This is a genomic window from Sphingopyxis sp. P8, from assembly GCF_020622175.1.
GTDB lineage: Bacteria > Pseudomonadota > Alphaproteobacteria > Sphingomonadales > Sphingomonadaceae > Sphingopyxis > Sphingopyxis jiangsuensis.
This window is the reverse complement of the sequence record NZ_JACNMK010000001.1, coordinates 1,205,452-1,227,032: the sequence shown is the minus strand read 5'-3', so window position 1 is coordinate 1,227,032 and position 21,581 is coordinate 1,205,452. Positions and strand designations below refer to the sequence as shown.

At 62.4% G+C, this 21,581-nt stretch carries 19 protein-coding genes; 12 read left to right on the top strand and 7 right to left on the bottom strand.

The genetic code is table 11. The annotated features are described in order from the left end of the window. Positions 1–61: 61 nt before the first annotated feature. Genes H7692_RS05920 through H7692_RS05905 form a run of 4 tightly spaced genes read right to left on the bottom strand, consistent with a single transcriptional unit; the run spans position 62 to position 2,419 of the window. Entirely contained in the window at positions 62–775 is a 714-nt protein-coding gene (locus H7692_RS05920) for a hypothetical protein (protein ID WP_222135655.1), read from the bottom strand. 27 nt (positions 776–802) lie between these two features. After that, a complete protein-coding gene (locus tag H7692_RS05915; RefSeq protein ID WP_222135656.1) occupies positions 803–1,327 on the bottom strand; it encodes a hypothetical protein in 525 nt (174 codons plus the stop codon). A 16-nt stretch (positions 1,328–1,343) separates the two neighbouring features. Continuing rightward, the gene (locus H7692_RS05910) at positions 1,344–2,054 is read right to left on the bottom strand and encodes a hypothetical protein (RefSeq protein WP_227339912.1); all 711 of its coding nucleotides are present in this window, start codon (positions 2,052–2,054) and stop codon (positions 1,344–1,346) included. Then, complete coding sequence (locus tag H7692_RS05905) at positions 2,051–2,419, bottom strand: hypothetical protein (protein WP_201926716.1); 369 nt, start codon at positions 2,417–2,419, stop codon at positions 2,051–2,053. Before H7692_RS05905 ends, H7692_RS05910 begins: the two co-directional genes overlap by 4 nt. Positions 2,420–2,754: 335 nt before the next feature. Between H7692_RS05905 and H7692_RS05900 the strand changes: the two genes are divergently transcribed. Beyond that, entirely contained in the window at positions 2,755–4,560 is a 1,806-nt protein-coding gene (locus H7692_RS05900) for a tetratricopeptide repeat protein (protein WP_201926714.1), read from the top strand. 195 nt (positions 4,561–4,755) lie between these two features. Here the strand turns inward: H7692_RS05900 and H7692_RS15120 are convergent, their stop codons facing one another. Further along, positions 4,756–4,887: a hypothetical protein gene (locus H7692_RS15120; protein WP_261312150.1), complete on the bottom strand. Its 132-nt coding sequence runs from the start codon at positions 4,885–4,887 to the stop codon at positions 4,756–4,758. A 193-nt stretch (positions 4,888–5,080) separates the two neighbouring features. On the opposite strand from H7692_RS15120, the gene H7692_RS05895 reads away from it, so the two are divergent. Beyond that, positions 5,081–5,569, top strand: coding sequence for a hypothetical protein (locus H7692_RS05895; RefSeq protein ID WP_222135659.1), 489 nt, complete (start codon positions 5,081–5,083; stop codon positions 5,567–5,569). 104 nt (positions 5,570–5,673) lie between these two features. Then, on the top strand, positions 5,674–6,006 hold the full coding sequence (locus H7692_RS05890; protein ID WP_201926710.1) for a hypothetical protein: 333 nt from the start codon (positions 5,674–5,676) through the stop codon (positions 6,004–6,006). A 740-nt stretch (positions 6,007–6,746) separates the two neighbouring features. Here H7692_RS05890 and H7692_RS05885 read toward each other — a convergent pair. Next, entirely contained in the window at positions 6,747–7,829 is a 1,083-nt protein-coding gene (locus H7692_RS05885) for a YeiH family protein (RefSeq protein ID WP_222135660.1), read from the bottom strand. Positions 7,830–7,941: 112 nt separating this feature from the next. Between H7692_RS05885 and H7692_RS05880 the strand changes: the two genes are divergently transcribed. Then, the gene (locus H7692_RS05880) at positions 7,942–9,177 is read left to right on the top strand and encodes an MFS transporter (protein ID WP_201926705.1); all 1,236 of its coding nucleotides are present in this window, start codon (positions 7,942–7,944) and stop codon (positions 9,175–9,177) included. Between the two features lie 485 nt (positions 9,178–9,662). On the opposite strand, the gene H7692_RS05875 is transcribed toward H7692_RS05880, so the two are convergent. Beyond that, positions 9,663–11,975, bottom strand: a complete 2,313-nt coding sequence (locus H7692_RS05875; RefSeq protein ID WP_227339911.1) for a TonB-dependent receptor — start codon at positions 11,973–11,975, stop codon at positions 9,663–9,665. A gap of 187 nt (positions 11,976–12,162) precedes the next feature. Between H7692_RS05875 and H7692_RS05870 the strand changes: the two genes are divergently transcribed. From H7692_RS05870 to H7692_RS05835, 8 genes are all read left to right on the top strand, one after another. Further along, positions 12,163–14,172, top strand: a complete 2,010-nt coding sequence (locus tag H7692_RS05870) for an alpha-glucosidase (protein WP_227339910.1) — start codon at positions 12,163–12,165, stop codon at positions 14,170–14,172. After that, entirely contained in the window at positions 14,169–15,182 is a 1,014-nt protein-coding gene (locus tag H7692_RS05865; protein ID WP_201926702.1) for a LacI family DNA-binding transcriptional regulator, read from the top strand. The genes H7692_RS05870 and H7692_RS05865 overlap by 4 nt, the downstream gene beginning before the upstream one ends. Then, on the top strand, positions 15,179–16,093 hold the full coding sequence (locus tag H7692_RS05860) for an aldo/keto reductase (RefSeq protein WP_227339909.1): 915 nt from the start codon (positions 15,179–15,181) through the stop codon (positions 16,091–16,093). The genes H7692_RS05865 and H7692_RS05860 overlap by 4 nt, the downstream gene beginning before the upstream one ends. Positions 16,094–16,168: 75 nt before the next feature. Continuing rightward, a complete protein-coding gene (locus H7692_RS05855; protein WP_227339908.1) occupies positions 16,169–17,260 on the top strand; it encodes an LLM class flavin-dependent oxidoreductase in 1,092 nt (363 codons plus the stop codon). A 12-nt stretch (positions 17,261–17,272) separates the two neighbouring features. Continuing rightward, positions 17,273–18,760, top strand: coding sequence for a glycerol-3-phosphate dehydrogenase (locus H7692_RS05850; protein WP_222135664.1), 1,488 nt, complete (start codon positions 17,273–17,275; stop codon positions 18,758–18,760). Continuing rightward, positions 18,751–19,332, top strand: coding sequence for an NADPH-dependent FMN reductase (locus H7692_RS05845; RefSeq protein ID WP_201926694.1), 582 nt, complete (start codon positions 18,751–18,753; stop codon positions 19,330–19,332). The genes H7692_RS05850 and H7692_RS05845 overlap by 10 nt, the downstream gene beginning before the upstream one ends. After that, positions 19,332–19,928, top strand: a complete 597-nt coding sequence (locus tag H7692_RS05840; protein WP_201926692.1) for a 3,4-dihydroxy-2-butanone-4-phosphate synthase — start codon at positions 19,332–19,334, stop codon at positions 19,926–19,928. The genes H7692_RS05845 and H7692_RS05840 overlap by 1 nt, the downstream gene beginning before the upstream one ends. Positions 19,929–19,952: 24 nt before the next feature. Further along, entirely contained in the window at positions 19,953–21,431 is a 1,479-nt protein-coding gene (locus H7692_RS05835) for a glycerol kinase (protein ID WP_222135665.1), read from the top strand. Positions 21,432–21,581 lie beyond the last annotated feature (150 nt).

Genomic DNA, 21,581 nt, shown 5'->3' with positions numbered 1-21,581 from the left:
CGATGCCCTGGTTGCCACGATTCAGCGACCTTCTTCATGCTGCCCGTGATCCGAGGGCATATTATTTCTCGATATCGTCATGGCAGGCAGCCCAGACGAAACGCTCGAGATTTGGCGCGAATGACGGTTGCTCGATCGCTTCAAGCATGACCGAATGGAGCGCGCGATGCGCGGCGGCCAGCCGATCCCTGGCGAGCAGAAGCGGATAGGAATGAAAGCTTTTGCCATCGATATTGTCGTGCACGGGCGTCCACGCATCCATTTCCCGCAAGGCATCGTTATAATCGAACAAAATTGCTCCATTTTCGTCCTCGGCACTGGCCAGCATGCGAGCGAAACCGATGCGCAAGCGCTCCTTGCTTCCGGTTCCCGTCGGCGGCGGCACACGGATCGAACGCACATCGGTCGCGACGCCATCGGCACGTTCGACCCGCTCGACCGGTGCAAGGATGTTCAGACTGAAAAATTGGGCGCTGTCGATCACCGAACGCAGCATGGTCTGGCGCTCGCGATCGAATAGCGGGACAGGCTGGCCCCATCGGTCGCTGTTTTGATCATGGCGCTCCCGGTCCTCTGCGAGCGTTTCGAGAGCCTTGCCCAGCTCATGGACATTATAGGCGATATATTCGCTTGCCTGATCGGCCGGGAATTCACCCTCTGCAGGGCAAAGGTCGACACGATCCTCGTCGAATGCGCTCCATAATTCTCCCGCGGCGGCCTGTGACGGACCCATTGTAATAGACAGAATTACCGTGACGAACATTGTGGCTTTCATTGATCTCACCTTCGGCTTGCAGCGATGTCACCGTGCTGCGCACATCTGTTGTAGCCGTTTGATGTTCGCGGCCGCTCGGTCGGCAGCAGCGGCGGACAGATAGGAAAGCGATAGGTTATCAACTTGACGCACCCCCGTCGTGCTATCAACATTGCGAACGGGTTTCGGGCCGCCGGGTTCGGAACTGAGAACCAGATAAATTGTCTCTTGCTTGAAGCTGGCTCCGTGGCTGCGACTGAGCCAGCGTATTTGCGAGAGGTTGAATCTGGCGGTTTGACGAAATGTCGAAGTCATCCCCCGCTCCCATGTCCCCACCTCAACCGTGACATCGGCGATACAATCGGCAATTTCGACAGCATTCTTCCAGCGTCGTTTGTTAATCGACCCGTTGCTTCGCTCCATCCTGATATTCGTGTCATCCGCGATTTGCTGTTCGATGCGGGACATTTCGGGAGATGCCGTCATTGCCGCCAACCAGGCCAGCGTCGCGCTCGGCGTTGAATCATTGGCACCGAGTGTCAGGGCCATTGCCGCAAGAACAAACATCGTCATTTCCCTTTTCGAAATGTCATTCGGATTGGTCCCGTTCGGACAGGATATCGTCGCAATATGATGTCATCCGGCGACCAAGCGCCGTTTCGAACCCGGGTGCAAATAACGCTGTCTTGAGCGCGGGCATGAACGCTTCAAAGGCGTTTTTCAGGCCGGAATTCTGGTCATGGAATGCTGGCGCCGGCTGACCCGATGCCAGCGCAAGCGTGCTGCCCTCAAGAGCATGGAGCGCCTCGACAAAGGCGATGCCAAGTGCGCGGTTTTCCTGCGCGCCGGACAAGAATTGCTCCATGGCCACGATCTGGTGCTCGGCGGCCGTGCCATAGGCGGGAACCGAGCGTGTCGCGAATCGTTCGACGAGCCTTTCGCCGTCGCTTGGCCGGCTATATTGCGGGAACAAGGCGCCCATCAGCGCCATCAGATGTTGGAGCCGCTCCTTATACCGCTCCATTCGCGCGCGCATCGGGTCGCGCGCAGAGAGAGGCGACAGACCAAATTGAGCGGAATGGGGGCTGATCCGGGCGAGCGTCGCACGGCCATGGACGTCGAGATCGTACCAGGCGCTGCGTATGGCGCCCCCGACCAGCGATAGCCGTTGTTCCGGCGGGACCTGGCAATAGTCGCTCGGGTCAAGATGCTGTTGATGGCCATTTTGAGCGACGGCGGGGGTGGTGATGAACAGGAAGCCGGTCAGGGTCAGGGTAGCGAGGCAAATTTTGTCCATCACCTTCCTCCGGCCAACGGACGTCCACGCGGCACGCAGCGTTGACCGTCCCAAGTCGAATCCCATGTACCAAAGAGGCTGGGATTACGCCCGTCGGAATAGAAGGTCGCGTTATAGCCCTGCCCGTTATTGGCGTGCCAGGGACAAAGCAGGCTGCTTGAATGTCTCTCGTTGTTGTTCCTTGACCGCAGTCGCCGGAGTATCGCTTTGCGCCGCTCGAGACAGACATTGTCATAGCCGACAAACGCGTCGTCGCGGTCGTAGATGGAGCAGATCTCATAATCGCCGTCGCCGAGCGACCGGGCCGACGCTGGTTGGGGTGCGACGATGAGCAGGGCCATGGCCCACGCGGCGATCATCGTCACCATGGCATATGCGCGAGAATGCATGAACTTTCTCCCTCGATCGCCCCGAGCACCGGAGAGCGCACCGGCAACAATTCCCATTCTGACAGTCGCGCAGGCCAGGTCTTTGTCGGCCCGGTGAAAAGTTATGAAAAATTCTGAAGCGAGCCGAACGCGTTCGGCGTCGCCGCTCGCCGGGCGAGCATTCCCGGCGGTTGCGGGGATTTACATGCTAAAAATCAAACGGCGGTGCGGCTGGTTGAGTGCGCCCGCGGGCGCCTTTGTGCCTTATCAAGGCTGGACCATCGTTACTGCGGGAGATACGCTCAGGATTACGACAATCGCGACGGGGGTTTAGATTGTTCCAAGCCGAACAGCGTTGCTGCAGTTTTCACTCGATCCGCTTCATTCCCGATGTGCGTCTTGTCCGTTCGGCCGACGAAGATATTCTGCTCGATCGCAGTTCCTGCGCGATCTTCGCGCTTTTGCTTGAACGCTGCGGCGAAGAGGTTTCCAAGGACGAATTGCTCGAAGCCGGCTGGACCGGACGCATTGTTCATGAAAATTCGCTCGCGAAGGCGATCGGGCGGTTGCGTCATGCGTTGGGCAAAGACAAGGACCGGCTCGAAACGGTCTTTGGCAGGGGCTATACACTGGTCGGCGAGGCCGTTTGGCAGGGCGTAGACAGCGCCCCCGCGGCTGTGCCCACCCGCTCGACCGTCATGGCGCCGAGGCGGATAGTCGATCGTTTCGTGAGTGCGGCCAGGTCGCGGCGCGGCATGGCGGTCTTGAGCGGCGCGATCCTGCTCATAGCGGCACTGCTCCTCAGCGGCCTCTGGGCGCCGAAGACAAACGCCGGGCGAAGCGCCGAGGCGGAAGCCCTCGTCGCCTATGTGTCGAACGATCTGATCGCGGCGACCGACCCCTATTCGCTCAACGAGCGCGACCCGAAATTGCGCAATGTCGTCGAGCGGATTGCCCTCTCGATGGACACGCGCTTCGCCGACCATCCCGCATCGCTGGTGTCACTTCATCAGATGGTCGCGAACGCCGTGAGCGGCTGGGGCGAATATGGCCGGGCGGTTCGGCATCTTGATGCGGCACGGGATTATGCCGAACGATATCTTCCCGCTTCCGATCCGGTCTTCGTAAAAATCGATACCGATCTCTGCCAGCAACTGCGGCTCGCGGGACTGACCAAGCGAGGGGAGCGCGTATGCTTGCGCGCGCTGTCGGGGGCCGAGGTGCGAGACAGGGCATCCTTGCCCCGTGCCCGCGTCAATCGCGCAAAAATGGCGTTCGAGATTGGCGACTATGCCGCCGCGCGCGCAACCTTGCGGCAGACGATTGCGGTGCCCGCAGACCTGGATCCCAATTTGCTTGCCGACGCCTATTGGTTCCTCGGCTTGTCCGAGCGCAAGCTTGCGCGCTTCCCCGCGGCTGACGAAGCGCTGCGCGCGCATATCGCGATGCGCGAGGAACAATATGGGGCGGATCACCCGCTCACGGGCTGGGCCTATTCGGATTATGGCGACCTGCTGGTCGATGCCGGTCGGTATGACGATGGGCTGAAGGCGCTCGAAAAGGCACAGACAATCTTCGATGCCCGGCTCGGCTCCGACCATCTGGAATCGCAATCGCCCAAATATAGCGTGGCGCTGGTGCATGCGGCGCGCGGCGACCGGCACAAGGCCCGTGACATTTTCGTATCCATGTTGGCCATATTTCGCGAAAAACTCGGCAGCGACCATTTCTGGACGCTCTATACGATGACCGAACTGGCCGATGTCGAGGCCGAACTGGGCGACATCGACGCCGCCGCAAAACTGGTGATCGAGGCCCAGAAAAATGCCGAGCGTCTGCTCTATGGGCGTCCGGGAAAGGAAGGCTGGTTCCGCCTGCGGTGGGCCGAAATCCTCACCAAAATCGATCATAAAGAGGCTGCGGCAACCGAGTTGCGGCGGTCCCAGACCGCGCTGCGATCAAGTTTTGGGTCCGCCCATCCTTGGCATGCACGCAGCCTCTGCGCCGCGGCGCGCCTTGCGAAGCCGGACGCGGCTACGCGTCAAGCCCGTGCATGTCTCGAGACCTTGCAGCGTGCCGATGTGCCGCCCGAATATCCTGTCTTGATCGAAGCCGAGCGGATGGTTCTTGCGAGCAGCTGAGAAAACCGATTTGCAATAAGCCATTGTAATATAGTATATATATTTCTGTTTCATCAAATTTCAGAAATTTTCATCGCTCGCGGCAAAGACTTGACCCACGCCTCCGTGATCCTTTCCCCTGACGGCCGCTTGCAAACGGCTCAGGCAATGTTCCGGGAGATCGGTTGTGCAAAAGCGGAGCGAAAAATCCGCCATTCAAAAATTCGGAGCGGCGCTCCTGGGTTCGGGCCCCGTCCTTTTGATTGCCGCGAGCGCGGCGAGCACGAGCGCGATCGGAAGCACGCAGGCAGAGGCCTGCGCAAAGGCAAAGAGCAGCGCGATTTCCATTTACGGGCGGTCGAAGATCAAGGGTTTCGGGCATTGCAACTGCACGCGCCAAGGCAGTCCGCAATCCACTTGGTATGACTGCAAGATCGCGGTCGCTTTGACCGACTGACCGTGCGTCGGCGCCAAGGCCGGTCAAATATTGGCCAGCCCAGGCTGGGATCATCAGGCAAATCAGGGAAGGATCAGAAAGTCCATGCGCATCGTCCTCATCACGACCGGCCTTGCAGCGGCCATGTCATTCAGCCCGTCGTTCGCTCAGTCCAATAGCCAGATTAGCGCGGTCGGCCGCACGATCGTCACGCAAATACCGTCGGGCTTCAGCGCCACCAATTCCCGCAACCAGACGCGGTCCTTCTACGCCAACAAAATATTGGTGAAGGGGTGCCAGTTCGATATTGCGACCTCGGTCGATCGCGAGGGCCCGCGCGTCACGCGCAATATGGAAGAGCATCAATCGCGCTTTGCTGCCCGCGATATCGCCAGTTTTGCATGGGGGGCGGCGCCCGACGGCAGCGGCTGGTTCCGGCTGGACCTGACGCAAAAGCTTGCCACCTACGGCTATGAAATGAATGGGCGATATGGCGAAACGAAGAGCACCGCCGTTCGCCTGTTCCTCCGGTCAAAGGAAGATGCTGATCGGCTGTTGAGCCAATTCGAACAGATCAAAACCCTGTGCGGGTGATCCCCGCAGTCCTCTTCAACGCCTTTGGCAAGAATAGGGCCGCCGATTGGTCCGCTGACAAATTATCGCATGTCCCCGCTAAAAACTCCGAAAAGGAAATCAGGATGAAAAAAATGATCATCGCCACCGCTGGAATGTCCGCTTTTGCGATCGCTGCGCTGACCGTTGCCGCTCCCAGCTATGGACAGGGCGTCGAAACCAAACAGGGTGTGACCTCCCGTTCGGCCGGATACAGAAATGGGCAACCGGTGAAGAGTGACGCCGAATTGTGCGCAAACCTCCGGCCTGCGACGGTCGGAAAAGTCATTCCTTCGACTGTTACGCAATGCCGCTGCGAGGACCGAAACATGGGCTCTCGGACCCGCGTCTGTTCAGTTTCCTATAATTATACGGTCGGCGTCAACCGTTCCAGCGGGAACGGAGGATCAGTACGCTAGGGTCAGGACCCATTAATTACGCGTTCGAGGTTTGAAGCGATTTTGTTCAGTGCGAGGAGGCAAGACGACGGAATATGTCGATATTTCGCGGCTTGCCGACGAAGCAATGGACAAAATCGGTCAAATCCCGGAGGGACGCCGAAATGGCTTCGATCTCGCGCCCGCGCGGCCTTGCGGGTAGCGATGCTACCCGCTGCACCCGCCCGGACCCGATATCTTCGCCATTTCGACGCCTCGAACGCGTAATTAATGGGTCCTGACCCTAGCCGCCTGATAATCCGCGCCTTGAGGTCTGTCTGCGAGCTATGTCACCGACAGTACCTCGGGCTCGGCTTACTGTTATTCATTGGTGATCGCTGAACCGGTACCGAATTCGGACGACAGCAAGCGGCGGCGTCATTATCTCGACAGGACGCTTGTCCATGCGCGAGTAAAGTGCCTCTTGTGGGGACGATCTCCGCAGCGCAGCAGCCGTTCGGAACAGCTTGCGATCTGCAGTCATCGACTGTTTTGCAAGCAATGCTTAATATGCTGCCGCGATGATCTGGCGGCAGCTGTGCAGTTGATGTTCGCCGAGGATTCTGCAGGACGCATCCCGGCGTTCGATGGCGATGCGGCTAAAGGTTGGCTCGAAAGAGATGACGGCATTGCGCATGCTAAAACCATCTCGTTTACACCGAGAGAGTCGGCTAGCGGTCAAGAGGCGCCATTCCCACCAGTCAGCTTTGCAATGGCAATCCCTAACCGGACACACCGAACATAACGAAGAAGAGAGCGGCAGCAAAGCTGGCGAGCGACGCTGCCGCCACCGGAGCCGTCGCGCGCCAGCCAAGATCGAGCAGCAGGTCGGTTCGCGAACGCATGGCCGTTGCGGTGACGGCGAGCAGAAGCATGGCCTTCGACGCTGCGAGCGACGTCGTTGCTGTCATTGCAGGCAGGTCGATCAGGCTGTTGACCGCGACGATGGCGAGGAAGAGCGTGATAAACCACGGGACTGCAAGCCGGCGCCAGGCGGGTCGCGCGGCGTTGCTGGCGGCGGGGCCTATCCAGAGCGATACCAGCAGTACCACTGGGGCGAGCATGGTGACGCGCGCGAGCTTCACGATGGTGGCGTAGGCGCCCGCTGTATCGGAAAAATCATAAGCGCCGCCGATCGCCTGGCCGACATCATGGATCGACGCGCCGATCAGGTAACCGGCCTGCGCGTCGGAGAGTCCCAGCTGTGCGGCAATGACAGGATAGAGCGACATGGCGAGCGCGCTCGCCATCGACACGCCAACGAGCGTCAGTGCAAATTGCGCCTGCCCGAGCCGTTCCTTCCCGATGACGCCGTAGAGCGCCAGCGCGGCGCTCGCACCGCAGATCGCAGTCGCGCCGCCCGCGAGGAGGCCCGCAAATGGTGATTGGCGCGACAGGCGGGCGGCGATCAGGGCGGCCGCCAAGGCGATCGCCATAATCGCCAACAGGGCCGCGAAGGGTCCGATTCCCAGTGCCATGATCTGCGATGCGCTGACCTGGAAACCCAGCAAAACGATACCGATCCGCAGAAATTGCTGCGATGCCAGATCGAGTCCCCGATGCGTCCGTGGGTCGCGCGCCGCGAAATTGAGCGCGAGACCGACAAGAAGTCCGAGCAGGATGACGGGCACGCCATAGTGGTCCGATAGCCAGGCCGCAGCGCCCGAGGCTACCGCACAGATCGTCAGGCCCGGAAAATAGTCGCGGACCGTCGGCGCTGCCGCGCTTCGGGTCAATTCGGCAAGGTGGATCTCGCCGAACAGGTCGCCGGAATAGGGCTCGGTGGGAGAGGGGGCGCGGCCCATCGCATCGCTGTCCTTCAGTTTATGTCCTACGGTGTCATATTTTTCTTCCCTTATCGGCGGCGTGCGCTAGGTTGCAAGTCGAAACAGCTTCAAGGGCGAGGGAGAGAAGATGATGGCGACCGCAGCAGCGCAGCAGGACCGCTCGACGCGCATCGCGATCATGCTGGTTACGCTGCTTTTTCTGGGCAACGCGCTCAACTATGTCGACCGGCAGGTGCTTGCGCTCCTCAAGCCGACGCTTGAAGCCGAGTTCGGATGGAGCGATTCGGATTATGCACATCTGGGATCGACCTTCCAGATCGCGGCTGCCGTCGCTCTCTTGGGTGTAGGCTGGTTCGTCGACCGTCTTGGCGTACGCTGGGCCTATGCAATCGCCATAGCGGTCTGGAGCCTTGCAGGGATGGCGCACGCCCTGGCGCAGTCCGTTCAGCAATTCGTCGCAGCGCGCGTCGTCCTCGCGGTCGGCGAGTCGGTCAGCACGCCGGCTGGAATCAAGACGGCTGCCACATATTTGCCGGTGCGGCAGCGCAATATGGCGATCGGGCTGATCAACACCGCCCCCAATATCGGTGCGATCATCACGCCGCTCCTTATCCCGCCGCTGGCGATGGCCTTTGGCTGGAAAGCGGCCTTCATCGTAACCGGTGCGCTAGGCTTTGTGTGGCTTGCCTTCTGGATCCCCGCAATGCGCAAGATGCGCCCGCTCGGCGACCTTCCCGAGCGAGCGAAAGTCGCTTGGCGACCGCTGCTGCGCGACCGCCGGACGTGGGCGGTCGTCGGCGCCAAATTCTGCACCGACTGCGTGTGGTGGTTTGTGCTCTTCTGGATGCCCGATTTCTTCAACCGGGTTTTCGGGATGAGCCAAAGCGCACTCGGTCTGCCGATCGCCATCGTCTTTACATTGGCAGCGCTCGGTGCCGTGACGTCGGGCGCCCTCTATCCGATCCTGCTTGCGCGCGGCTATTCGGTCAATCGTGCGCGCAAATTGTCGATGTTCATCTTTGCGCTCGCGGTTTTGGCAATGCCGCTCGCCATGTACACGGCCAATCCTTGGGTCGCGGCCGTGTGCGTCGGCATCGGCCTGTTCGCGCACCAGGGTTTCTCGACCAATATCTTTGGCATGACCGCCGACATCATCCCGCCGCTGCGCGTCGCAACCGTCATTGCGCTCGGCGCCGTGGCAGGCAATCTGTCGGGCACGGCGATCATCGAATTCGCGGGCTGGTCGCTTGGAAACGGGCTGGGCTACGGGCCGCTCTTCGCAATTTGCAGCGTCGCCTATCTGTGCGCGCTTGGGCTGGTCCATCTGGTCGTTCCGCGCCTAGAGCTCGCTGACACGAAGGAATGAGGCGCGGCGTTCGTCGCGCCTTCAATCAGGATTGTCGGTGATTCCCGGCGAAGGCCGGGATCCGAAAGTTCCCAAATTTGCAGGTTCATTGCGCCCGGCTTTGACCGGGCGTCGCGCGAAGGGCGCGGGGGGGAGCATCTCAGATGGTGCGCGGCCAAGGCACCGCACATCGGCGCCAGCTCGCCGTTCCAATACGCCGATCCACTGGATGCCGCCCATCCTCGTAGCTTGGCGCATGTCGATAAGCGCGCCGGCACGAAGAGGTCGGCGCCGCAGGCAGAGTGTCATTGATCGCTGATGGACTTGTCGGCCGATATTCTGTCGCGGGCGGCCGATCGGTCGGTCGTCAGCCCTGCCCGATTGCGCGGCGCAGACGGTCGGCGGCCGTGTGAAGGACATGAAAAGCCCCCCTGCGCTGGGCGCAGGGGGGCAGGGGATGATCCTCGTGGGGAACGAGCGGCCCGACCCGCGGGCGCCCATTCCGATTACATGCGCGCGCGGAGGCTCACGCCGAAGTAACGGTCGGCATCGCGCGGGATCTGGAGGCGCTGGCCGTTCGAGACGTTCAGCAGCACATAGCTTTCGTCGCTGATGTTGCGTGCGTGGAAGGTCAGGCGATAGCGGTCCTCGGCGTCCGAGATGCCGATTGATGCGTTCCACTGGCCATAAGCGTCGATGAGGCCCTGTTCGCCAAGGTCGGAGAATTGCTTCGACACATGGCGATAGTCGGTGCCGAGGTAGAGCATCATGCCGCCTACCGGCACCTCATAGTCCGCGCCCACGGTGTAGGTGAACTTCGGGGCGAGCGGCAGGCGCGTGCCGTCGCGGGCATCGGGGGCATTGGTGAGCGGGTTCGGATTGAACTTCTTCACCTTTGCGTCGGCATAGGCGGCGCTGCCGCGCAGCGTCAGCCCTTCGACGGGAACCGCGGTCAGGTCCGCCTCGAAGCCCTCGCTCTTCACGGTGCCGGCGTTGGTCAGGTTGGTGACCACGGCACCGTTCAGCAGCACGAAGTTGTTCGCCTGAAAGCCGTCATACTCGACGCTGAAGCCCGCGAGGTTGAGCTGGACCTTGTTATCGAGGAATCGCGATTTCAGACCGATTTCAAAGGCGTCCGACGTTTCTTCATCGATCGGAACCGCGTTGGTCGGCGCCGTATGGTTGAAGAAGACGTTGAAGGCCGGACCCTTATAGCCGCGCGTATAGCTGCCATAGAGCATGATGTCGTCCGACGGGGTGAATTGCAGCACGGCCTTGCCCGAAAGGTTGCCGTTGCTGCTCGACCCGCTCGACGTGTTGAGGCCTGTCCCGCCCGAAGCGATCGTACCGCCCGCAGGGCTGCCCGAAATTCCCGGGCCGGTCGCCGGGAGGCCGGTCACCGCATTGATGCCCGGCGCGCGGAAGTGCGTGAAGCTGAGGTCGTCCCAGGTGTAGCGGAGCCCGCCGGTCAACGCGAAGAGGTCGTTGAAGCGATAGGTCGCCTGACCGAACAGCGCGAAGTTGGTTGAATTGACATCGCTGTTCGACGTTGCGGTCGGGAACAGCGTGTTGACCGTGTCGTTGACGTTGCACGGGCGCGCACCCGTTACCGGATCGACGGGAAGCGTCGAGGTGGTGCAGGTAATGTCGCGGCGCGTGAAGTCCTGCTTGTTGTCCGAATGCCAGGCAAAAGCCCCGACCTGGTAAAAGAAGGGCATGGACTGGTCGGACGCGATGCGCGCCTCGACCGAGAACTGCTGCGTCTTCACGAGGCCGTTGTCGTGCAATTCGGCCGTGCCGACGATCGCGCGGGGCAGGAAGTCGCCTTCGCGGATCTCTTCATTCTCCCAGTTGCGATAGCCCGCGACGACGCTCAGCGTGTGTGTGTCGGTGAGATCGAAATCGCCGCTGGCGGTCAGGCTCCATTGCTTGTCGCGCGTGCGGGTAACAAGATTGTGATTGATGAAGCGCTGCTTCTCGCCGAGCGCAACGCCGCCCGGGAGGCCGAGTTCAGCATCGAGCACCGCGCCGCGGCTCGCACCCGTTACATCGGCGCAGCAATCGTCATCGGCCTCGAAATAATCGGCAATGAAGCGCAGCCGCGCCACGTCGCCGCGATAGTCGACGATTCCGCGCGTGCCCCAATGTTCATAGCCATTCACCTTGCGGTTGCGACCGCCATTGATGTTGGTGATGTTGCCGTCATAGCTGCCGTAGAAGCCGGTGATGCGACCACTCCAGTCGCCGCCGATCGGGCCCGAAACCGAGCCGCGGAGGCGATATTCGTCGCCCTCGAACCATTCGGCCTTCGCCTCGGCTTCGAGCTCTTCCGTGCCGCCCTTCGACACGATGTTGACGAGGCCGGCCGACGCATTCTTGCCGAACAGCGTTCCCTGCGGGCCGCGCAGGACCTCGAGGCGCTCGGCATCGACGAGGTCCATGAAGGCCTGGCCCGAACGGCTGAGAACGATGCCGTCGACGACGGTCGACACGCTCGGCTCGGCCGCGACCGAGAAGGTGATGGTTCCGACGCCGCGCATTACGATTGCACTGTTCGCGCTGGTCGTGCCCTTGCGGAACGTCACCGAGGGAACAATGCGCGTAATGCCTTCGAGACTCGTCGTGCCTGTCGCCTCGAGGCGGTCGCCCGAAACCGCGGTGATCGCGATCGGGACCTTCTGTACATTTTCCTCGACCTTCTGCGCGGTGACGATGATATCTTCGACTTCCTGCGCGTGCGCTGCGGTGGCCGAAGCGACTGCGATCATGCTGGCCGTGGCGGCCGCGGCGCGCAAAAGGGTAAAACTGGACGCACTCATAGCATTCTCCTCCCAATATCGATTCGGGGCGTTTTTCTGCCGCCGGAAGCCCGGCTGCACGGAAAACGCCTCTCGCTTCCTGCATGGCAATGCGCCTGTCCTCCGAATATGTCAAGCGGTGTCATATAGGCCTTGCGATGCGGCCGGATTTGTGGTTCTAAAACACCTAGGCGAGAGGGTCTGTAGCGTGAATTTGCGATTTTCCGACAGTAAAGGCGGTTTTGAGCTTCGATTCGGAGCGCATGTCGTGCTGCGCCATTCCGTTCAATGTCCATCGGTGGTCATTGCGAAGGGCGACCCGCAGGTCGCGATGTATCGCGGCAATTTCCGCATCGACGATGCGCCAAGCGGGCGCATTGCGCCGACGGAATGGCGTGCCGATGGCGCCGACATGCTGTTGCTCGATGCGGGCGAGCCCGCGGTGCGGCTGCGTCTCGACGGCGACGCGCTGGTCGTTGACGCTCTGCGCGGCGGCTATGACCGGATAACGACCCGCTTCCACGCCGAGCCTGACGAGGCCGTTTGGGGCGGCGGCGAGCAAATGAGCTATCTGATGCTTGCCGGACGACGTTTTCCGATCTGGACGAGCGAGCCGGGAGTCGGTCGCGACAAATCGACCGAGCTCACGCGCATCATGGACGCCGACGGCATGGCTGGTGGCGACTATTGGAACAGCAACTATCCCCAGCCGACCTTTTTGACGTCGCGGTGGCTGGCGGTCCATCTGGACAATTTCGGGTATAGCGTCCTCGATTTTTCCGATCCGGCGGCGCACTGCGTCGATTATTGGGGTGCGCAGGCGCGGTTCGAGTTTTTTGCCGCTGAAGGTCCGAGAGAGATCGTCGGGCAATTGTCGGCGCGCTTCGGCCGCCAGCCAGCGCTGCCCGACTGGGCGATCGGCGGCGCGATCGTCGGCCTCAAGTCCGGGACATCGAGCTTCGATCGCCTTGAGCGCTTCGTCGATGCCGGCGCCGCCATATCGGGGCTTTGGTGCGAAGACTGGGCGGGCATTCGCGAGACGAGCTTTGGCCGCCGTCTCTTCTGGGACTGGACTGGCGGAGCGCGCAGCGAACAGCGTTACCCCGATCTGCGCGCGCGCATCGCAGCGTTGAACGCCCGCGGCATTCGTTTCCTCGCATATGCAAACCCCTATCTGGCGGTCGATGGCACGCTTTACGAGCAGGCGAAGGCCGAGGGGCATTTCTGCCTGCGCCAGGACAGTGACGAGGTTTATCTTGTCGACTTTGGCGAGTTCGACTGCGGGGTCGTCGATTTCACCCGCCCCGAAACGCGCGACTGGTTTGCCGACCATATTCTCGGTCGCGAGATGCTCGATATCGGCATTGACGGATGGATGGCCGATTTTGGCGAATATCTGCCGACCGACGTGCGGCTCGCCGACGGATCGGACCCGATGGAGGCGCACAACCGCTGGCCGGTGCTGTGGGCCGAGGTGAATGCACAGGCGCTCGCCTCGCGCGGCAAGACGGGCGATGCGCTCTTCTTCATGCGCGCCGGTTTTTCCGGCGTGCAAGCGCACTGCCCTTTGCTCTGGGCGGGCGATCAATGTGTCGATTTCACCCGCCACGACGGCATCGGAACGGTGATTACAGGAGCGCTGTCGGCAGGGCTCGTCGGCAATGCGTACAGCCATTCGGACTGCGGCGGCTATACCTCGCTGCATGGCAATGTCCGCACCGAGGAACTGATGCAGCGCTGGTGCGAACTGGCTGCGTTCGCCCCGGTCATGCGCAGCCACGAGGGCAACCGGCCCGACGACAATCTGCAATATGATTCGACGCCCGAACTGCTGGCCTGCTTCGCACGATGGAGCCGCGTCCATGCGCATCTTGCGCCTTATGTCCGGCATCTGTCCCACGAAGCGCAAGATAAAGGGCTGCCTGCACAGCGGCCACTCTTTCTCCATTACCCTGATAATCGCGGCCTCTTTACGGTGCAGGATCAGTATCTTTACGGTGCAGACCTCTTGGTGGCGCCGGTCATCGAGCAGGGGGTCGAGGCGCGGCACGTCATCCTTCCGGGCGAAGGGCCGTGGCGCCATTGCTGGACCGGCGAGGATTTCGCCGGCGGCATCCACGATATCCCTGCGCCTGTCGGCATGCCACCGGTATTTTACCGGCCGGACAGCGCGTTTGCACCGCTGTTCGGCGAGATGGCGGAGGTATTGAATCGATGAGCGAGCGGTCGAACATTCGGGACGTGGCCGCAAAGGCGGGCGTGGCGGTAAAGACGGTGAGCCGCGTGCTTAATGGTCATCCCTATGTGAGCGACGAAACGCGGCGCCGGGTCGAGACCGCGATGGCGGAACTCGATTTTCGCCCGAGCGTCGCTGCCCGTATCCTTTCAGGCGCGAAGTCGAACCAGATCGCGCTGATCTATGACAATCACAGCCCCTACTACATGTTCCAGATCCAGACAGGCTGCTGGCAGCTTTGCAAGGAGCGAGGGATCCGCCTGCTCGCCCAGCCCGTCGATGTCGCCGACCCGTGCGTCGGTGACCAGGTGCGCGGACTCGTGACCGAAACGCACGTCGACGGAATCATCCTGTCCTCGCCGGTCACCGATTGCGAGCCGGTCCTCGCAGCGCTCGAGACGCTGGACATTCCGTTCGTGCGCATTTCGCCGGGAACGAACCATTCGCTGACAAGCTCGGTCTTCATGGACGACGCGCAGGCCGCCGACGATATGACGACGCACCTCATCAACGCGGGCCACCGGCGGATCGGATTCATCAAGGGGCACCCGAGCCACCGCGCGTCCGATGATCGCCTCTATGGTTATCGCCGCGCGCTCGACCGTGCCGGAATCGCTTTCGAGCCCGGGCTCGTTTGCGACGGTGAGTTCGATTTCGACAGTGGCGTTGCTGCCGGACGCTTCCTGCTCGGACTCGACAATCCTCCGACAGCCATTTTCGCGGCAAACGACGATATGGCGGCGGGTGTGCTCGCAGTCGCACACGATCGCGGAATCGACCTCCCGTCCGAGCTTTCGGTGGCGGGTTTCGACGACACGACCTTGTCGCGAACCGTTTGGCCGCCGCTCACCACCATCCACCAGCCGATGGCTGAGCTTGCCCGCACCGCGACCCGTATTTTGATCGAGGGAGGCGATATCAGTCACCACCGTCTTCCCCACACCCTCGTCGAGCGCGCTTCGGTCGCTCCGCCAAACAGGACCAATATATGAGCCTTTTGTCTGCCCCCCCTGTTTCCCGCCCGCTTGGAAACAGCGGAATTTCGATTTCGTCCATCGCGTGGGGGATGTGGCGGCTTGCCGAGGGCGAACGCACCGCAGCCGAAGCGGCGCGTCTCGTCCACGCCGCGCTCGACGCGGGGATCAACTTTCTCGATACGGCCGACATTTACGGCTTTGACGGCGCGCAGGGTTTTGGCGATGCCGAGGCGCTGCTGGGCGACGTACTCGCCAATGAGCCCGCGCTGCGCGATCGCATGGTGCTGGCGACGAAGGGCGGCATCCGTCCGCCGCTCCCCTATGATCAGAGCGGCGAGTATCTGGTCGAAGCGATCGATGCATCCTTGCGGCGGCTGCGCACTGACTTCGTCGATCTTTGGCAGGTCCATCGCCCCGATATTCTGACCCACCCGCAAGAGGTGGCGCGCGTCCTCGACGATGCGGTCGCGGCCGGCAAGATCCGGACGCTTGGTGTCTCCAACTTCACCCTTGCGCAGACTGACGCGCTTGACCGATTCCTGGGTAACAAGCTGGTTTCGACGCAGCCCGAAATCAGCCCGCTTCGTATCGATTGCTTCGAAAATGGCGAGCTCGATTACGCGATGACGCACGGGATTGCAGTGCTTGCATGGTCGCCGCTCGGCGGCGGCCGACTGCTCGCGCCGCAAAGCGAGCGCGACAAGGTGGTTGCCGCTGCATTGGACGGCGTCGCCGAAGCGCAGGATGTGTCGCGCGAAATCGCGGCTTACAGCTGGTTGATGGCTCATCCGGCGGGAATTGTGCCGATCGTCGGATCGCAGCGCGCGGAGCGAATCCGCGAGGCGGCGAGTGCGCTCAACGTCCGCTGGACGCGCGCCGAATGGTATAATGTGTTGGTTGCAGCGCGCGGCGTCCCGCTGCCCTGAACATGGCGGCGCGGGACAGCCGCGCCGACCACGGTCCTGCGACGCGCGGCGCGCGGGAGATAGAGAGGAAAGAATATGACCCAGCAGCAATGCGAAATCGCCTGGTTCTCGGCGCTGTGCGACGACGACTATGAATTTTTGGGCGTCTCCGACCCCTATCTGCGCTCAAGCTGGGAGCATTGCCGCAATATCGTGCTCCGCGCCGAAGAGGGCGGATTCGACAATATCTTGCTGCCTTCGGGCTATCAGCTCGGGCTCGACACTACGGTCTTTGCGGCCGCCGTTGCGACGCAGGTGCAGCGCATGAAGCTGTTGTGGGCGACGCGCATCGGCGAAGACTGGCCGCCGCAGCTTGCGCGCCGTATTGCGACGCTTGACCGCATCCTCGGCCCCAACGCGGCGGGCACCGGCGGAAGGCTTAACGTCAACATCATCTCCTCGGACATGCCCGGCCAGCAGCTCGCCGGAGGGCCGCGCTATGCACGCGCGACCGAGGTGATGAAGATCGTGCGCACGCTGCTCAATGGCGAGGCGCTCGACCATGACGGCGAATTTTATCAGCTGAAGCTCGATCCGCCGCGTATCACGACGCTTTCGGGCAAGTGCCCGCCCTTCTATTTCGGCGGGCTGAGCCACGAGGCGCGCGAATGCGCTGCCGAGGGCTGCGACGTCTATCTCATGTGGCCCGACACGATGGACAAGGTGCGCGAGACGATCGCCGATATGCGCGAACGCGCGGCGCGCTTCGGGCGCACGTTGAAGTTTGGATATCGCGTCCATGTGATCGTGCGCGAAACCGAGGACGAGGCCCGTCATTACGCCGACCGGCTGCTTTCAAAACTCGACGAGGCAACGGGCGCCGCAATCCGCGAAAAGTCGCTCGACGCCAAGAATTACGGGGTCCAGCGACAGGCGGAACTGCGTAGCGCGGCGGGCGGCGACGGGTTCGTCGAGGAGAATCTGTGGACCGGCATTGGCCGCGCCCGCTCGGGTTGTGGAGCCGCTATCGTTGGCACGCCCGACCAGGTTCTCGCCAAGCTTCGCGCCTATCAGGCCGAGGGGATCGAGGCGTTCATCCTGTCGGGCTATCCGCACGCGCAGGAAGCCGACCTGTTCGCACGCCATGTGTTGCCGCACATCGCGCACGCGCCGCTCGAGTTCCGGTAACGGAGCGCGCGAATGTCCGCCGACATCTTTGACATTGCGGTGATCGGCGGTGGCATCAACGGCTGCGGGATCGCCCGCGATGCCGCGGGGCGCGGCGCGCGCGTCCTGCTGTTCGAAGCAAATGACCTTGCGAGCGGGACGTCCTCTGCCTCGACAAAGCTCATCCACGGCGGCCTGCGCTATCTCGAACATTATGAGTTTGGTCTCGTCCGCGAGGCGCTGTCCGAGCGCGAACGCCTGTGGGCGATCGCGCCGCATATTGTGAGACCGATGCGGTTCGTCCTGCCGCATGTTGCGGGCCTGCGTCCGCGCTGGCTGATCCGGCTGGGCCTGTTCCTCTACGACCATATCGGCGGGCGAGCGCGGCTGCCCGCGACCGAAACCATCGACCTGCGTAAGCATGTCGCAGGGCGGGCGCTTCAGGACGGGTTTGCGGCAGGTTTTGTCTATTCGGATTGCTGGGTCGATGACGCTCGGCTCGTTCTTCTCAATGCGCGTGATGCCGCCGACCGCGGCGCTGAAATTCGTACTGGATGCCGCGTAACGCGTTTCGAGCGCCAGGGCGATCACTGGACTGTCGATACGCCCGCCGGCCAGTTTCGTGCGCGCGCCATCGTCAATGCAGCGGGGCCCGCGGCGGTCGACGTGTCGGGGCTCGGCGATGCGCCGGTCGGCAAGCGCGTGCGGCTCGTACGCGGGTCGCATATCGTCGTCCCCGCGCTGTTCGCTCACGACTATAGCTATTTTTTCCAGCTTCCCGACGGGCGCATCTTTTTTGCCATCCCCTATGAAGGCGATTTTACGCTGATCGGGACGACCGACCGCGACCATGACGGCGATCTTTCCGATATCCGAGCCTCCGACGAGGAGGTCGCTTATCTGTGCGAAGGCGCGAGCCGCTTTTTTAGGAAAAGCGTATCCCCGGCCGATGTGGTCTGGACCTATTCGGGGGTGCGCCCTCTTGTCGACGATGGATCGGACCGTCCCGAGGCGGCGACGCGCGGCTACAATCTCGACCTCTCTCCCGAAGGCGACGGCCCGGCGCTGCTGACCATCTTTGGTGGCAAGATAACGACCTATCGCCGCCTTGCCGAAGACGCGCTTGACCTGCTTACGCCGCGGGTTCCCGCGATAACGCGGACCCGCTGGACGGGCGACGCGCCGCTTCCTGGCGGAGATTTCGCGATCGATGGTTTCGCGGATCTCGTGCGGTCGCTGCGAGCGACCTTTCCCTTTCTCGAGGCGCATTGGGCCGAGCGTCTCGCGCGCAGCTACGGCACGCGAACCTATGGGATCCTTGCCGGAGCGTCGCGGCTCGACGAATGCGGGCGCCATTATGGCTTTGGACTGACCGATCGCGAGATTGGCTATCTCGTCGAACAGGAGTGGTGCAAGACAGCCGACGATCTTCTCTGGCGCCGGACCAAGCTTGGCCTGCACCTTGACGCTGCGGCGCAGCAGGCGCTGGCGGAAGCCTTTGACGAAAGGAAATGTGCGTGAGCATCAACATTGTCGCTATTGGCGGCACGGTGTCGCCGATCAGCGCGACCGAACAGGCGCTTGGCGTTGCTGCGGCGCGGGCGACGGCGCAGGGCGCGCACGTCGACCTGTTCGGCGGCAGCTATTTGGGCGCACTACCGCATTATCGGGGTCCGCTCCACGGCCCTGAGGATGGCATAAAGCTTGTCGAGGCTGTACGGAACGCCGACGGCATATTGATTGCAGCGCCCGGCTATCACGGTACGATTTCGGGGCTGGTGAAAAATGCCCTCGACTATCTCGAGGAACTGGCGGGCGATGTGCGTCCCTATCTCGACGGACGGGCGGTCGGCCTTATCGCGACGGCCTATGGTGACCAGGCGACGATGAGCACGATGCAAACATTGCGCAGCATCGTTCACGCCCTGCGCGGCTGGCCGACGCCGATGGGGGCGACCGTTCGCACCTATCGAGGGCTCTTTTCGCCCGACGGCGAATGTCTTGAGGACAGGGCTCGGCTTCAGCTCGAACTCGTCGCCGACCAGCTTGTCGCGGGCGCCAGCAGCTTTGCTGCCGCGCGAAAGGCAGCTTGATGCCTGACATCGAACACGCTCTCGAAGCGCTGGCGCAGGGACGCATCATCATCATCACCGGCGATCGGTTGCGCGGCGGCGACATCGATTTCGCCGTTGCCGCACGGCATGTTACGGCAGATGCTATCAACTTCATGGCCAGTCACGGGCGTGGGCTCATCTGTCTGACGATGCGACCCGAACGTGCGGTTCGATTGGGCATCGGGCTTCTCAATCCCGGTGCGGAGCGCCAGTCGGGCCGGCCGTTCGGCCGTTCGATCGAGGCGCGCCATGGCGTCGAAACCGGGATTTCCGCGGCGGATCGCGCGCATACGGTCCGCGTTGCGACAGCGCCCGAGGCAACGGGCGACGACCTCGTGTCGCCCGGACACGTCTTTCCGCTGATCGGGGCGCCGGGAGGGGTGCGCGAGCGCGCGGCCGCCGCTGAGGCGTCGATCGAGCTTTGCAACCTTGCGGGTGCAGGCGACATGGCTGTGATCTGTTCGATCATGCGCGACGATGGCGAGATGGCACGGATCGACGATCTTGACGATTTCATCGCCCGGCATGCGATTCCCGTCGCCGACATCGGCGCGCTGATCGACCGCATTGGCTAGTTTGCGCCAATTGGGGGAAGGGCGATGATCGATTCCGGGCTGAAAGACGAGCGGCTGTTTCTGGTGCTCGACGAGGGAACGACGTCGACGCGCGCAATCCTTTATGACGACCGCGGGGTGCGTCGCGCCATGTCGCAGGCCGAGCTTACCCAATATTATCCGGCGCCCGGATGGGTCGAGCACGACGCTGCCGAGATTCGCGATCGCACCATCGAATGTGCGCGCGAAATGGTAGCCAGGGCTGGCGGCGCTGATCGCATCGCTGCGATCGGCATTGCCAACCAGCGCGAGACGATCGTCGCCTGGGACCGGACGAGTGGCGAGCCGGTCGGCCGGGCGATTGTCTGGCAGGATCGCCGGACCGCGGTGCAGTGTGCGACGCTTCGCGACGAGGGGCATGAGGCGCTCGTATCCGATAGGAGCGGTCTCGTACTCGATCCCTATTTCTCGGCGACAAAGATCGCCTGGGTGTTGGCAAACAATCCGGAGGCACGCGCGCTCGGTTCCCGGCTAGCGGTCGGCACAGTCGAAAGCTGGCTGGTCTGGAATCTGACGGGCGGCCTTCATATTAGTGACGCGAGCAACGCAAGCCGCACGATGCTGATGAACCTCGACAGCGGCCGGTGGGACGATGATCTGCTGGCGCTTCACGGCGTGCCGCGCAGCATATTACCTGAAATTGTCGATTCCTGTGGCGAGCTTGGTTCGACAAGCGCCGACATTTTCGGTGCGCCGATTCCTGTCTGCGGGCTCATCGGGGACCAGCAGGGCGCGATGATCGGGCAGGCATGCCTTGCCGACGGTCAGACGAAGGCTACGCTTGGCACCGGAGCCTTCATTCTCAGCAATACGGGCGATCGGCCGGTCCGAAGTGCCCATCGCCTGCTCGGTACCGTGCTCGCGCAGGTCGGGGGTAAACGCTCCTATGCGCTCGAAGGATCGATCTTCGTTGCGGGAAGCCTCGTTCAGTGGCTCCGCGACAAGCTCGGCATTATCAAGGATGCGTCCGAAACCGAAGCGCTGGCACGGTCCGTCGAAAGCAGCGGCGGCGTGACCATTCTTCCGGCGTTGTCGGGGCTGGGCGCTCCCTATTGGCGCGCCGAGGCGCGCGCCGTCATCGCCGGCCTCACGCACGGCACGGGACGCGCGGAAATCGCGCGCGCTGCGCTTGAATCGATCGCGCATCAACTCGACGATCTCAAAACCGCCTACGCAGGCGATGGCTGCCCCTGGAATCGGCTGCGGCTTGATGGCGGGATGAGTGCCAATGACTGGGTTGCGCAGGATATTGCCGATATTCTCGGCCTCGGCGTCGAACGCCCCCACGACGTCGAAACGACCGCTCGCGGTGCAGCGATGCTCGCGGCGGTAGGGATTGGGCGCTTCTCTTCATTGATCGAGGCCGCCGATATGTGCGGCCAATCGGACCGCTTCGATCCCGTCATCAAGGAGGACGTCAGGCGCGCGCGCCTCGCCGACTGGCATCGTCTGGTCGCCCAATAGGCGCGATGCTCGACGATGCGAACGATTGAAGGGTCATGCCGGTAGGCGAGGGGCGCTTCAGCGAGCCCGTCGGCAAATCGAACCCCATTCTTCGCTAGGCTGTCGGCCAAGAATCTGTCGCTCTGCATTTGGTGCAAGTCGTTATCGCTG